Annotated in this window: 11 protein-coding genes and 4 pseudogenes; 13 read left to right on the top strand and 2 right to left on the bottom strand. The window is 53.8% G+C overall.

The features are described from left to right. Positions 1–15 precede the first annotated feature (15 nt). A pseudogene (locus NXC24_RS35860) lies at positions 16–196 on the bottom strand (IS66 family transposase); the annotation flags it as partial. Positions 197–468: 272 nt separating this feature from the next. On the opposite strand from NXC24_RS35860, the gene NXC24_RS22985 reads away from it, so the two are divergent. The 7 genes and pseudogenes from NXC24_RS22985 to NXC24_RS35870 all read left to right on the top strand — a co-directional run. Beyond that, complete coding sequence (locus NXC24_RS22985) at positions 469–1,236, top strand: CmcI family methyltransferase (protein ID WP_104825750.1); 768 nt, start codon at positions 469–471, stop codon at positions 1,234–1,236. Between the two features lie 491 nt (positions 1,237–1,727). Further along, a pseudogene (locus NXC24_RS35865) lies at positions 1,728–2,424 on the top strand (transposase); the annotation flags it as partial. A 247-nt stretch (positions 2,425–2,671) separates the two neighbouring features. Next, positions 2,672–4,012 carry an LLM class flavin-dependent oxidoreductase gene (locus NXC24_RS22995; protein WP_104825935.1) on the top strand — a complete coding sequence of 447 codons (1,341 nt, stop codon included), beginning with the start codon at positions 2,672–2,674 and terminating at the stop codon, positions 4,010–4,012. 235 nt (positions 4,013–4,247) lie between these two features. Continuing rightward, a pseudogene (locus NXC24_RS23005) lies at positions 4,248–4,495 on the top strand (ATP-binding protein); the annotation flags it as partial. A 97-nt stretch (positions 4,496–4,592) separates the two neighbouring features. Continuing rightward, positions 4,593–5,015: a helix-turn-helix domain-containing protein gene (locus NXC24_RS23010; protein ID WP_104825753.1), complete on the top strand. Its 423-nt coding sequence runs from the start codon at positions 4,593–4,595 to the stop codon at positions 5,013–5,015. Continuing rightward, positions 5,015–5,881 carry an IS3 family transposase gene (locus NXC24_RS23015; protein WP_158704535.1) on the top strand — a complete coding sequence of 289 codons (867 nt, stop codon included), beginning with the start codon at positions 5,015–5,017 and terminating at the stop codon, positions 5,879–5,881. The genes NXC24_RS23010 and NXC24_RS23015 overlap by 1 nt, the downstream gene beginning before the upstream one ends. An 89-nt stretch (positions 5,882–5,970) precedes the next feature. Further along, positions 5,971–6,264, top strand: a pseudogene (locus tag NXC24_RS35870) (ATP-binding protein); the annotation flags it as partial. Between the two features lie 112 nt (positions 6,265–6,376). Here the strand turns inward: NXC24_RS35870 and NXC24_RS23025 are convergent. Next, positions 6,377–7,261, bottom strand: a complete 885-nt coding sequence (locus tag NXC24_RS23025; RefSeq protein WP_104825936.1) for a MurR/RpiR family transcriptional regulator — start codon at positions 7,259–7,261, stop codon at positions 6,377–6,379. A gap of 228 nt (positions 7,262–7,489) precedes the next feature. On the opposite strand from NXC24_RS23025, the gene NXC24_RS23030 reads away from it, so the two are divergent. The 6 genes from NXC24_RS23030 (at position 7,490) to NXC24_RS23055 (ending at position 13,828) form a co-directional block, all read left to right on the top strand. Then, positions 7,490–8,815: an aspartate aminotransferase family protein gene (locus NXC24_RS23030; protein WP_104825937.1), complete on the top strand. Its 1,326-nt coding sequence runs from the start codon at positions 7,490–7,492 to the stop codon at positions 8,813–8,815. Positions 8,816–8,825: 10 nt separating this feature from the next. After that, a complete protein-coding gene (locus tag NXC24_RS23035) occupies positions 8,826–9,377 on the top strand; it encodes a carboxymuconolactone decarboxylase family protein (RefSeq protein WP_245464028.1) in 552 nt (183 codons plus the stop codon). A 187-nt stretch (positions 9,378–9,564) separates the two neighbouring features. Further along, the gene (locus tag NXC24_RS23040; protein ID WP_104825755.1) at positions 9,565–10,398 is read left to right on the top strand and encodes a transporter substrate-binding domain-containing protein; all 834 of its coding nucleotides are present in this window, start codon (positions 9,565–9,567) and stop codon (positions 10,396–10,398) included. A gap of 56 nt (positions 10,399–10,454) precedes the next feature. After that, positions 10,455–11,429 carry an amino acid ABC transporter permease gene (locus NXC24_RS23045; protein ID WP_104825756.1) on the top strand — a complete coding sequence of 325 codons (975 nt, stop codon included), beginning with the start codon at positions 10,455–10,457 and terminating at the stop codon, positions 11,427–11,429. A gap of 116 nt (positions 11,430–11,545) precedes the next feature. Continuing rightward, positions 11,546–12,289, top strand: coding sequence for an amino acid ABC transporter ATP-binding protein (locus NXC24_RS23050; RefSeq protein ID WP_104825939.1), 744 nt, complete (start codon positions 11,546–11,548; stop codon positions 12,287–12,289). Positions 12,290–12,991: 702 nt separating this feature from the next. Continuing rightward, positions 12,992–13,828 (top strand): transporter substrate-binding domain-containing protein, encoded by an 837-nt coding sequence (locus tag NXC24_RS23055; RefSeq protein WP_104825757.1) that lies wholly within the window; start codon positions 12,992–12,994, stop codon positions 13,826–13,828. Positions 13,829–13,989: the final 161 nt, after the last annotated feature.

Raw genomic sequence — 13,989 nt, forward strand, 5'->3', positions numbered from 1 at the left:
CCGTCGGCGGGCTTGGAACGCGTATTTGATAGGGCGCGGCACGACGACCCTAAATTCCGGCGGCACGAGTCCAAACGTTCGCAGCGGTTTTCGCCGACCAGACCCTTTTCCAGCATTCTCAACCAGGCGGAGTTTCCGGTTCGATGACTTCCCCGATGCGCTTTAGTTGTGCGGCAAAACCCTTGCGTAGACGGGGAGGCCCCATGTTTCCGGTCAGTGGCTTTGGTTCGTGACACCGCCGGGTGGGTATGGTTCGGCGCTCGTTGGTAATATTACGGTGCTACGACTTCCCGCTCACGCGTGCCCGTCGGGTTATTGCTTCGCCTGCGGGCGACAGGCCGAACTTCAGCCCCTATTTGACTTGGTAGTTGTCCAACTTGAACTCAATGATTTAGTTGGGGCCTGGGATGACGGACCAATCTGGCCGTCTCTAAGGGCTAATGATAGGTGCTGTATGGAGATCGTCTTATGAAACTCGCTTCCGGATACCAAGCTTTTTGGGAGGCCGCACACAAGAATTATCCCGATCAAATAAGGCCTGGGGGGCTTCTTGACCAAGCAATGTATGAGGCGATGAGCAGCGTCGTGAATGCTGACCATTCCCATCGCTTTGCAAAGCCATCGGACCGAGGGTGGCGATCGTCTATTAACCCGTGGACTTTTCCAAAGCGCTCCACCGCAGTTGGGGCGTTGGCGCTGACGTATAAAGGTCTAATAAACATCAAAACTCCTTTTGATCTGGCTCTGTACACACGACTTATCTGGGAGCTTCAACCGAGGACAATTATCGAATTCGGTTCGTTCCAAGGTGGTAGCGCGCTATGGTTTGCTGATCATATGTCAATGCTTTGCGAGCAGCCTAGCGAAGTTCATTCATTCGATTTGCACATCAATTGCATTCATCCAAATGCGAAGCATCCACGTCTCAGCTTTCACAAGGTTGATCTGATGGACGTTCAAACCTTAGACAAAGACTGGCTGATGGGGTTGCCTCACCCCTGGCTCGTAGTCGACGACGCACACGTCCAAGTGTTTGCAATATTTTCCTATCTGAGCCACCTTTTAGTATCAGGCGATTATTATGTGATTGAAGATGTTCCTTTAGAAGCGACCAAAGAAATCAACGAAGGCCTGCAGTTGGCCGAGCATTCAGGGTTTGTTGTGGATACTTATTGCACAGATGCGTTTGGGGCCAATCTCACTTGCGCTCCAAACGCGTGGCTTTGCAAGTTATAGATTTGATAACCTGCCGGCTTCATCGGCAGTTGGTTTGAAGTAGGCGGAGTTCGTCTATAGAGTGCGGTGAAGGCAGATCTGGTCCGATGGACGCGTGAGCTTCGCCGGCGGACCTATTGTGAGATTCTATTTGACCGGAGCGCCGAGTGAATTTGTCCCGTCTCCTTCCCACCGATTCCGGGTGTTTTTGAACATTGGTTTCTGCCAGGAGGTTTTTGGCAAGAGCTCGAGATTTGGCTGGACGGGGTAATGCATCTGTCGGGTGATGCGAAGTTGTCGAGTTGTCGAACTCGTCGTCGAAACCCGCAAGGCCTAATCATCTGAAGGCGCGATTGTAGAAAGCCTTCAGGTGATCGGGTTGCCGCCGTGGTGCGCGATTTGGGACAGCATGATCGTCGCGGGCCAAACCTTTGCCGAATCTACTCGGAACGTGGCCGGAGGACTTCCATTGTGGCCATCAGGCCGGCTTTGATGGTGCAGACCAAAGCCACGTGGTCCGGATCGGCAAGGATCGCACGGAACGGCTTGACCAGATGTCGGCACGCTCAGGTGATCGTACCGATCCGCTCGTCCGAAATACACTTGCCCCAAGGGTCATCCAGGCGTGGTGCAGGCCAGGTCACCGGCTGTCTGTTGGAGGATAACTGGCCGATCGAAGTGCTACTGGTGCATGTCGCTGTTTCCAAGCATTCTCAACACATGCCGCTGAACCAGCAGACCGCAGTCATGGCCAGATATGCAGTGCCGCTCGATTGCGTCGTCCCGACCGACTGGATGGGGCGCATGGGTAGAGAAATTGCGGCTCTACGTCGACGCCACCATGGCCCCGGTGTCGGATCCGGGGCGCGGCGAAACGAAGACGGGTTGGGTATTCTGGGCCGTGCTACGTGAAAATTGCTGATAGAACGGATCTACGCCGCCGGGCGCGGTATTCCATTATCGACCTCGGCGTAATGACGAAATGCTGCAGTACTCCTCCTTGGCTTTAATGGTACGATCCAAGTTGACTCCTATGGTGGCTATTCTGACCTCGCCATGCCAAAGCGCTCGGATGGCTATCCGTTGAAGCTGGCTTTCTGTCGGGCGCATGGCCGCAGAAAGCTGATCAAGGCCAAGCCGAAGAATCGATCGCCCGACGAGGCGCTGGTCCGTGGCGGCTCCCTCTACAAATTCGAAGATAGTCCCCGACGTGCTCACTGGGTCATCTGAAAGCGTTGGACTTAACCGGGAAATCAATGGAGAGGAGACGCGGCATACGACAACTGCCATGTTTAGTAGGTTCGTCGTTATCAACTCCCATGTAAGATTAATCCGGCTCATTGGACGCTATATTCAGGCGCATATTTCATCTAGCGGTCCAGTGATGGCCTCAATCGAATGCTTTGCCCTCAGCAAAACCTGGCGCAAGGGCGTATCCATCAATCGGAGGTGCCGCATGCAACGTAGCGACGAAATGACGCTCGGACTCTATCTTTCTCATTCGGGATATCACGAAGGTGCATGGCTCGACCCCGGCGTGCCAACGAATGCCGGATCTGATATCGACCGATATGCACACCTCGCAGCACTCGCTGAACGTGCGGCGTTTCACTTTGTATTTCTCGCTGACCACCAGGGTGTCATCAATGATCGCGCAGCCGCGGCTCGCATAAGCCGCAACTATCAATCGGAGCCGATTTCGCTGTTGTCAGCGCTTTCAGCGAGAACACGGGACATCGGATTAATCGCGACAGCGTCAACGACGTATAATCAACCGTACCATATTGCACGCATGTTCGCTTCACTTGATCACTTATCGGAAGGACGCGCAGCTTGGAACATTGTCACCTCTGCAAGTGATTCCGAAGCTCAAAATTTTGGTGAAGAAAAACTTCTTGGTCACGACGTGCGCTACGCTCGAGCAAGGGAATTCGTAGAAGTTGCGAAAGGCCTCTGGGACAGCTGGGAGGACGATGCTTTCATCCGTGATAAAGAAAGTGGCGTCTATGCTGACACCACAAAAATGCATTTGCTCGACCACCAAGGACACTACTTCAGCGTCAAAGGCCCACTTAACGTTGCGAGGCCGCCCCAAGGCTATCCGGTATTGGTGCAGGCTGGCGCATCCGAGGCGGGTATTTCATTTGCTGCAGAGGTGGGCGAGGTCGTGTTCACAGCCGAACCGTCTTTAGAAAACGGTAAACGCTATTATGCCACTCTCAAGGAGCAGGCGCGGGGCTTTGGACGAGATGAAGATCAAACACTTGTCATGCCGGGTATTCTCCCAATCGTTGGGGCGACCAAGCAAGAAGCGGCCGAGAAGCTTCGAAGGTTGCAATCCTATACCCACCTTGATGTTTTAATCGGACAGGCTCAGCTCTGGTTGGGGTCTGTTATCGATCTTCGTTCGGTGGATCTTGACTCATTGGTTCCTGAGACCCTACCGCAGACTAATTTTATTCAGAGCCGTCAGAAATTGCTTCTCGACTTGGCCGCACGCCAGAAATTCACCTGGAAGCAGCTAATTCGCTCGGTGTCAGATAGCCGAGGGCATCTGATGGTCGTTGGAACTCCGAGCGAAATTGTCAATACAATGGTTGATGTATTCAATAATCGTGCGGCTGACGGATTCAATGTATTGCCATCAACAGTCCCTGGCGGACTCAATGATTTTGTTGAACTCGTAGTGCCCGAATTACGCCGACGGGGAAAGTTCAGGTCGGGATATCTTTCGGGATATACCTTAAGAGAGAACCTCGGCCTTAAGCGGCCACCCAATCAATTCATCAGCTCGTGAATAGAAGATCATCTGCGGGGACAAACTGGTGCTCGGCGTTGCACGTCAGCACCGAGCAGGAAAGGCTGAAGCGGGCAGCCCTGGCCATTGGCCGGCGAGTTGACCGACGACGCGCTCGAGCATCGGATTATCATGTCGAGTTCAAGAGCTTCTTCTATTCTGTCCCACACGGCCTCGTCAGTCAGCAGGTTGATATTCGTGCCACTGCCCGGATCATGGAGATATTCCACCGTGGCAAGCGTTGTTCGTGAAGCTCGGCTGTGACTGAATCAGGCAACATCATAGTCTCCTGCTGATCGGACCCGCCGGCGTCGGCAAGAGTTGGCTGCCTAAGCGCTCGGACACAATGCATGCCGCGAGAACTTCTTCGTCCCCTATCATCGTCTGCCCAGGCTGTTCGCCACCCTTGCGCACGCGCGCGGCGACAGCCGATATGCCAAGGTCCTCAAGGGGCTCGCAAGAACCGGTCTGCTCATTCTCGACTGCGCGCTCCGCGAAAGCTGGACAGTTATGGAGTGCACCCCCAGGGTGAGACAAGGAAAATCGCGGACAGTTTCCCCACATTGAGAGGAAACTGGGCATGGCCGGACGGCGAAAATCTATCGGTGAGGACGAAAAGCGCGCGCTTCTGCAACGCATGGAGGCGGGCGAAAACGTCAGTAAGTTAGCGAAGGAGGTTGGTATCAGTCGCCAACGACTTTATGATTGGCGTGATTATCTGAGGCTTCATGGAAATCTGGCGTCACGTCGGCGCGGCCGGCCGCCGCGATTGGCATCAAGTATTGACGAGGTCCCGCAGTTGCAGAGTGCTGTGAACGTGCCATCATCGCAAGAAAAGGCACTGACCAAAGCCAGGCGCCGGGTCAGGGAGCTGGAGCAGAAAGTCGGCCAGCAGCAGCTGGATCTCGATTTTTTTCGCGAAGCCTTGCAGCACTTCGAGGAAGCTCATCGTCGGAGCAGCGCTCCTGGCGAAACGGAGTCTTCCAAGTCATCGAAAAAATGATGGCCGATCTGTCGCAGGGCAAATTTAATATCGATAGAATGTGCTGGCTCGCCGGCGTCAGCCGCGCGAGTTATTATCGACATTGGCTGGATTCAGCCCCTCGTCGGGCTGAGACCGGATTGCGCGATCTCATACAGAAGCTGGTTCTCGGAAATGCTCATTATGGATATCGACGGATCGCGGCCTTGCTGCGGCGGGAGGGATGGCAAGTCAATCACAAATGCGTTTTGCGGATCATGCGCGAAGATAATCTGCTGTGTTTACGCTCCCGTCCGTTCGTTCCGAGAACCACCGATTCGAAGCATGGATGGAGAGTTGTGCCGAACCTCGCCAGGGGCATGATCCTGAATGGCGTCGATCAGCTGTGGGTTGCCGACATAACATTCCTGCATCTGGCTGAGGAATTTGCTTTCCTTGCCGTGGTGCTAGACGCATTCAGCCGAAAAGTGGTCGGATGGGCTCTAGACACGCATCTCAGGGCAAGCCTTGCCATCGAGGCGCTCGAGATGGCAATCACTGATCGTCAACCCGAGCCCGGCAGCCTGGTTCACCATTCGGACCGCGGAGTCCAGTATGCTTGCGGGGTCTACTCCGAACTTTTGCATCGTTACGGCATCCAGCCCAGCATGAGCCGCGTCGGAAATCCATATGATAACGCAAAAGCCGAGAGCTTCATGAAAACCCTTAAGCAGGAAGAGGTGCAAGGTCTCGCCTATAGGGACGTAGACGATGCTCGCAAGCGGATCGGCGTCTTCATCGACACCGTTTACAATACCCAGCGCCTACATTCGGCGCTCGACTATCTCACTCCAGAGGAATACGAACTGAAGCATTCTTGTCGCGACGGCATCGAAAAGGCGGCATAGAACAAACCGAACTGTCCGCGATTTTCCTTGTCTCACCCTGGGGGTGCACTCCAACTGTGTCCGGAGATTACCGGAAATCCTGTCCGGACTTTTCCGAAACCCGCATTCTCGACGATTGGGGCCTGAGAAGCTCACGACGAGCAGCGTCGCGATGCTCCCGAAATTATCGGCGACCGCTACGAGAAGCGTTCCACAATCGTCACCAGTCAGGTGCCCATCGATCACTGGTATCCTCGATCGCCTCGTCCACAAAGCCTGCCGCATCGAACTTTGGCGAGAGCTTGCGAAAGCAGCTGGTCCGCCCGACATGGCGGTCCTCGATGCCCGCGAGCATCAACCGCCTCATAAATTCATCCTTGCTACATCGGGAACGATGGAATTAGCGACGTAATTTCGTTGCGTGCCCCACGCTGCGCCCTGGTAAGATAGGTGTCATTCACCATGTGCGTTTACCCGTCCGCAAGGGCAGCACACCGGGTACCATCGACCCCCAGATCAAATCTTACGTCGAGGAATGGACATTGCGTACGTATTCATCGAAGAAAGGTGCCGATCAACGCGCTTAAGCTCTTCAACAGCGGCTTTGCGGTCATGGTTTGCCAAAAGGCCGCACAAAACCTCTGATATTGCTAGGGCAGGTGCTAATGTGTGAAAGAAGGTTTGGCTCTCAATCGGGCAAAGAATGACCTGCTCCGCAATGGTAACCAGGGGTGAAACCTCGCTGTCGGTTATTGCAAAGACCGCCATCCCTTTCTGACGCGCTGTCTCCGCCATTTCCAAGGTAAAAAGCGAGTATGGATTGATAGATATGGCAAGAAGAACATCATCCTTGGTGGCACGGATAAGGGCATCGCCTGCTGTTCCCGCTGGGCTATCCAAATTTACGGTTTTTTCACCTAGCAACGTCATTACATAGTGGAAATGCCATGCCACCGAATGGCAGGAGCGAAGACCCAGAACATAGATTCTCCGGGCCCGATTCAGTCGGTCGGCCAAGGCATGTATGGCAGACAGTGTATCAGGTTCGCATAGTCGAGCGATTTGTGCCGACAAGCTCTGTAGCATTCGATGCGCCAGCCCCTCACCATTAGTTGCACTCTCGTCTCTCTGCATAGCGCGCGCAGCAAATCCGTCTGCGCTCACTCTAATGACGTCGGCGTGCTGACCCCGAAAGTCTTCGTATCCGGAAAACCCTAGAAATTTTGCGAGCCGCGTCATCGTGGAGGGCTGCACGCCGGCGTTGCGAGCCAACTCCCGCATTGAGACGAGTGCCACTTCTTGAGGATGCTCCAAGATATGGCGCGCCGCCTGCTGCAGTTGCTCGGACATGTCGTCGAATTGCTCAATTATTTGAGTGTGCAGTGGTCCCTTTTGCAACATTTGCTCCATAACAAGCTAACTAAATTCAACCAAACCATCGCCCTCGGTTTGCGAAATGTCAAATCGTTCATAGGCGTCGGCACCTGTTTCCCCTCGAGATTTTACCCGATTATATAAAGACAAATGCATCACATATGAAATACTAAAACAATTGTTGCAATGGTGCGGAAAATCTGCAAATCATTGAACAGAACGCCGGACTTCCGGCCACAGCCAGCCGAGATTGATATGACCAAAATCCTTCATCGAACAATCGGTACAAAACTGCCCACAGCTGTAGCAGGACAAGGAATGTACATCACGGACAGCGAAGGGCGCAGCTACCTCGATGGATCGGGCGGAGCCGCCGTAAGCTGCCTCGGACACAATCATCCGGAAGTGTTAGACGCAATGAAAGAACAGATGGGCCGCATTAGCTTTGCCCATACATCGTTCTTTACGACCGACGTGGCGGAACAGCTCGCCGAGCAGCTCGTTCGGTTGGCGCCCAAGGGTCTGGACTACGTGTACTTGGTTTCTGGGGGGTCCGAAGCTGTAGAAGCGGCGCTAAAGATGGCTCGTCAGTATTTTGTCGAAATTGGCCAACCTCAACGTCGACATATTATTGCGCGCCGCCAGAGCTACCATGGAAATACAATTGGGGCGTTGGCGACGGGTGGAAATCAATGGCGCCGCGCACAGTTCAAGCCGATCTTACCAGAAACCCACCATATTTCGCCGTGCTATGCCTATCGCGACATGTATCCGACCGAAACGCCGGAAGCCTATGCCGAGCGGCTCGCTGCCGAGCTGGAGGCTAAGATTGTCGACCTTGGAGCCGACAAAGTCATGGCCTTCGTGGCTGAACCTGTGGTCGGTGCGACTCTCGGTGCCGTGGGAGCGGTCGCCGATTACTTTAAGCGCGTGCGGCACGTTTGTGATAAATTCGGTGTTCTCCTCATCCTCGACGAAGTAATGTGCGGGATGGGTCGCACTGGAACGATATTTGCGCTGGAACAGGAGATGGTTATTCCTGATCTGCTGACGATTGCAAAGAGCTTGGGCGGTGGCTTTCAGCCGATTGGCGCAGTGATGCTCTCAGAGAAAATCTATCGGGCATTTGCGGAGGGCTCAGGCCTGTTTCAGCATGGCCATACTTATATCGGACATCCAATTGCAGCTGCGGCAGCGAGCAAAGTCGTAGAAATCATCACACGACCTGAGGTCATGCAAAACGTCATTAAGATGGGCGATCGCCTCCAGGCGGGACTTGATGCAGCGCTCGGCCAATCTCCCTTCGTCGGAGACATCCGCGGCCGCGGCTTATTTCGTGGCATAGAACTTGTCTCGGACAAGGACAGTAAGCAACCTTTCGATCCTGCTCGCAAGATCCATTCGAAAGTAAAAAGGGAGGCGATGGAACGGGGACTGATGTGCTATCCGATGGGTGGTACCATCGATGGTGTTAATGGTGACCACGTGTTACTTGCGCCCCCGTATATCATTGAGTCTGAGCAGATTGACCTCATCGTAGATCGGCTCTCGTCTGCAATCGTTGCTGCCGTTAATAGCTGAGGTTTAGCGCATGAAGGTTACTCCCAAGGCAAGATCTTCTTGCCAACCCGTGAGCGATGAGAACTGGCCAGCCGAGATCGCGGATATGCGTGCTGGCTTTGCCGGCGCACTGAATGTCTATCGCACGATGGCCCACCATCCCAATTTGCTGAAGGCATGGGCTCCGCTCCGCCAACACATCGTGAAGGATAGCGCTTTAGGTCCCGTTCGATCAGAACTTGTCATCTTGCGCACGGCCCATCGGATGCGATCTTCGTACGAGTGGGCTCATCACGTCAGCCGCTCTCGTGCGCTGGGTATAGGGGATGAGCGAATTCAAGCAATGAGTGGATGTCCTCAGGGAGAGGACGCACTCATTGCCATGGCCGTCGACGCGCTTTTTGATGAAGCCCGATTACCACCTGGGATCGAGCGTGAATTGTGCGCCACGATCGGGCGATCAGCAGTATTTGATCTCATGGCGACGGTGGGGTTTTACACGGTCTTGGGCTTTATCTTGATGACGTTCGACACTCCGTTGGATGATGAGGTTGCAGCGGAAATCGCGAAACGGCCGCTATAAATCTCCCATTTTGCAGGCCTTGAAAAATTTCCACACGTGTGCGCTGGCACAAATGCACCATCATTATCATTTATAAAACAAATGTTGCACTATTTCGCATAGTGGGGTACAAATATGAGGCAGATCGCATCCTGCGGAACCGCCGGACGCCGACTGCAACAAAGATCGCTAACAATGGGGAATATAAATGAACAAGATCACGATCATGGTAGCAGCGGCCGCCTCGTTCGCAGCAGTTTCAGCCGCGTTCGCCACGTCGGTTCATGCCGGCGAAGTGCTTGACAGGGTGCTCAAAACGAAGACACTGACGGCTGCGGTTGGCACAGATTGGGCGCCAGCCTACTTCCTTGATAAGGGGGAGATTGTCGGTTACGACATCGATGTTGCCCGGCAAATCGCGAAGCACCTCGGTGCCGAGCTAAAGTTGGTGACCCCGGGCTGGGACCTTATCGCGGCGGGGAAATGGGGAGGTCGATGGGACATCGGCATGGGGCAGATGACTCCAACGCCAGCCCGGACGGAGAAGTTCGATCTTTCGGTCACTTACTTCTATCAGCGATCAGCAGCCGTCGTTCACAAGGATAGCAAGGCGACTAAACCTTCGGACCTCGACGGCAAGCGAATCGGCGCGACTAGCGGTTCCGTTGATTTAGATTATGCTAATCATAAGTTTACGCCAGGCTGGGTCGGCGCGAAACCCATCGTGTATGAATTCACGCCTGGCGAAGTGAAATCATATGAGACTGCCTCTGTCGCTCTGGACGACCTTCGCCTCGGCGACGGCGTGCGCCTCGATGGCGTGATCACTGACGAATCCTACACCGCAAACGCTATTAAATCCGGTTATCCGATCAAGGCTGTCGGTACTCTATTCTCGTCACCCGCTGTGATTGCCATCGAAAAGGGGGACAAAGAATTCAGTGAGCAGGTGGCGGCGGCCGTACAGAGCATGAGAGAAGACGGCACGCTGTCGAAGCTCTCCATCAAATGGTATGGCAAGGACTTCTCTGTCGCTAACTAAGGATGAAAGGTCGACGCGGCGGGGGCGACCTTAGCCGCGTCGTTCGGGAAATCGCCATGCTCTATTCAGATACGGTTGAATCCGAAGTCCTCGTTCACAATCCGCGTTTCTTGGCTTTCATCTTTTTTGTCGTGCTCGCAGCGTTTATGATAGTCAATGTGACAGGCACTTCTATGGGCGAACTGATGCGCCCGGTTATAGGAGAGCCACTCGAAAGTGGCCTCTACGGTCGATTCGCAATCGCTTTCCTTATCGCGGTGGGATTTTGCTTGAATCTCGTACTCATCGGTCTCGCCCCGTTGCGTGTACAGATCGGTATTGTGTGGGTTGAACTGCTGCTCCTCTTCCTTGGCTTCTTTAGATCATTTGATTTGAGCATGCCCTTCATCTGGCAGAACCTACCCTTCCTGATCACTCAAGGGGTGGTGACTACGCTTTATGTCTCTGCGATTTCACTGGTCTTCGCGTCGATTATCGCAATAGTCGCCGCGGTTGCGAAGCTCTCAAGCAACGGCTTTGCCTACGCTATTGCGAGCTTCTACACGTCATTTTTCCGCGGTTTGCCGCTATTGATGCAGATCTATCTGATCTATCTTGGCCTCCCGCAGTTGGGCGTTGTGATGAACGCTGTGCCCTCTGGCATATTGGCGCTTTCGCTTTGCGTCGGTGCCTACATGACTGAAATATTCCGCGCGGGTATTCAGAGCATCGATCGGGGCCAATGGGAGGCATCCCGATCCATGGGGTTTGGCTTTGCACTTACCATGCGCCGGATCATCCTGCCTCAGGCGCTTCCGGTCATCATACCTCCGATGGGGAACATGTTTATTTCGATGCTGAAAGACAGTTCGCTCGTTTCGGTCCTCGGCGTGTGGGAATTGACATTCCTTGCTCGGACAGTTGGCCAGCCGACTTTTCATCACATGGAAATGCTCATTACAGCCGCTGTCATCTACTGGATGATGTCTGCCTGCCTTGAGGTAGCTCAATCAAGACTCGAGCGCCACTTTGCGAGGAGCAAACTTCGATGACCGTTAAACACGTGACACAGCTTGGCAGTGTTGGGGCATCTCCGCCACAGGCAGTAGGCGTTTTGCACCCGCAGCCCATCTCGAACTCAGAACCACCAGGTCAGAAGCAAGCTGATATGAGTGCCGAAAATATCATTGAAGCAACGAACGTGTCCAAGTGGTACGGCACCTTTCGAGTATTGACGGACATTGATCTTACCGTCCGCAAAGGAGAGCGAATCGTAATCTGTGGCCCCTCAGGGTCTGGGAAATCAACGTTAATCCGCTGCTTCAATCGTCTGGAGGCTCATCAGCAGGGAGACATAACTGTCAACGGGATCAGACTGCACGACAAAATGCGGAACGTCACTGACGTCCGTAAGAACGTCGGCATGGTGTTTCAGCACTTCAATCTTTTCCCGCACATGACCGTGCTTATGAACTGTATGGCGGCTCCGATGTGGATTAAGGGTGTCCCGGAGGCCGACGCACGGAATACCGCAATGAAGTTCCTGGAACGAGTCCGCATTCCTGAGCAGGCAAACAAGTATCCTGCTCAACTGTCGGGGGGGCAGCAACAGCGCGTGGCAATCGCGCGCTCTCTGTGCATGGAACCAGCAGTTATGCTTTTCGATGAGCCCACCTCAGCGCTCGATCCTGAAATGGTGTCCGAAGTCCTTGAGACGATGACAGCTCTTGCCCGCGATGGCATGACGATGGTTTGCGTCACGCATGAAATGGGTTTTGCTCGCGCCGTCGCCGATCGAGTCATTTTTATGGACGCAGGTCAGATAGTTGAAGAGGGCCCGCCACATGAGTTCTTCACCAACCCACAGCATCCCAGAACGAAACTTTTCTTGAGCCAGATCCTATCGCACTAAGAAATGGCGGTTGTTGGCAACGACATAAAACTTCGGTGCCGATTTCCGGGACCGGAGGAGCGATACCTTGAGGTGCATTCATGGCCTTTATCAGCAGGGAATGCATGCATTATCTTCTCAAGAAATCCTACGGGGGCAACCAAGCGTTGCCTTGCTCCAATCTCCGGTCGATATCTATTTTACGCTGGAGTGCGATGCGGGCTTGGACGTTGGTCGATCTTAGAGCCTACCCTCAGATGAGGAGTTGGTGCGCGGATTCGAGGTTTGACCAGCAGTGGCCGACACCCAGGTTGAGCGGCAAGGCTCATATTCTCGCTCAGACGTCAGCCCAACGTCCAGGTAGCGCGTTGACGCGGCATAAGTCCGGTCCCCGCAGCACTACGTCATCTAGGCGGCTTTATTGAGCTCGTGCGGTGAAAGTCGCGCTGGCACACGCGGATGCGACTTCAGAGATATCTGGTTAAGGCCGACGAAGCCAGCGCCGGTGCTGTGACGCCGTCAGTGTATTCTGCGTCCATGTAGCGACCGCTAGCACCCGCTGCTTCTTTGCAGCGAATGACATAAAATATAGATACTGAGACAAACGTTGCATCAGCGCCTGCTAACATGTACTCTGAGCTTGGATAAACCGTGGCCGCGAGGCATAGGGCCATTCGATTGGGGCCCGGTTGTATCCAGGCCTCCAAAGAAGGGAACAGTTCCATGAAAAAGCCTGTGAATTTAGCATTGTTTGTAGGGTCACTAATACTGACCGCAATTGCGGCAACGACCACCGCCAACGCCGGCGCCGTCCTTGACCGAATACTCGCGACGAAAACTCTGACGGTCGCAGTCGGGACGAATTGGGGAAAGAATTCGTTTCTCAACGAAAAGCACGAGTTGGTGGGATACGACATCGACGTTGCAAATGGAGTTGCGAAATTCTTGAACGTACAGGCTAAGTTTGTCACCCCTGGATGGGATCTTATCGTCGGAGGCAAGTGGGGCAATCGGTGGGATCTGGCGACGTACATGTCCCCGAGAATGTCACGGACGGACAAATTTGAGTTCCCTGCATATTACCAGTACGGGGGGACCGGTGCGGCGGTCCATAAAGATAGCAAGCTTACAAAATTGTCGGACCTCGAAGGAAAGACTGTGGGCGTTACCGCGGGAACGCAGGAGGAACAGTATCTTGCCCACAAGCTCGTTCCGGACTGGCTTGATGCAAAACCAATTGAATTCAAGTTCACCCCAGGAAAGGTAAATGTTTATGAGAACACAAGCCTAGCATTGGATGACCTGCGGCTTGGTGATGGCGCTCGTGTTGATGCCGTCATGAGCACAACCAATAATCTTAAAGATGCGATTGATCATGGATATCCAATTAAGCTGTTGGACGCTCCAGCTTTTTATTCGCCTTCATCACTGGTCGTTGAGAAAGGTGATAAAGAGTTCAGCGAGAAAGTCGCCGCTGCCGTGGAAAAAATGCGGGAAGACGGCTCGCTTTCGCAGGCCGCAGTCAAGTGGTTTGGGATGGATATATCGATTGAAAAGTAGCGCATACTGTCGCTCGCAATTACTCAACAGCCGCAGATTGTAATCTACGGCTGTTCGTAGCTTGGATTTGAGAAACGTCCGGGTTGAATCACGTTGTCGCTCCACGTTTCAAAAAGTCACACTGTTGTTGTCCGCTCCCACACTCGCTCTTCCCGAAGCCA

Origin of the sequence: Rhizobium sp. NXC24 (assembly GCF_002944315.1) — a bacterium.
Lineage (GTDB): Bacteria > Pseudomonadota > Alphaproteobacteria > Rhizobiales > Rhizobiaceae > Rhizobium.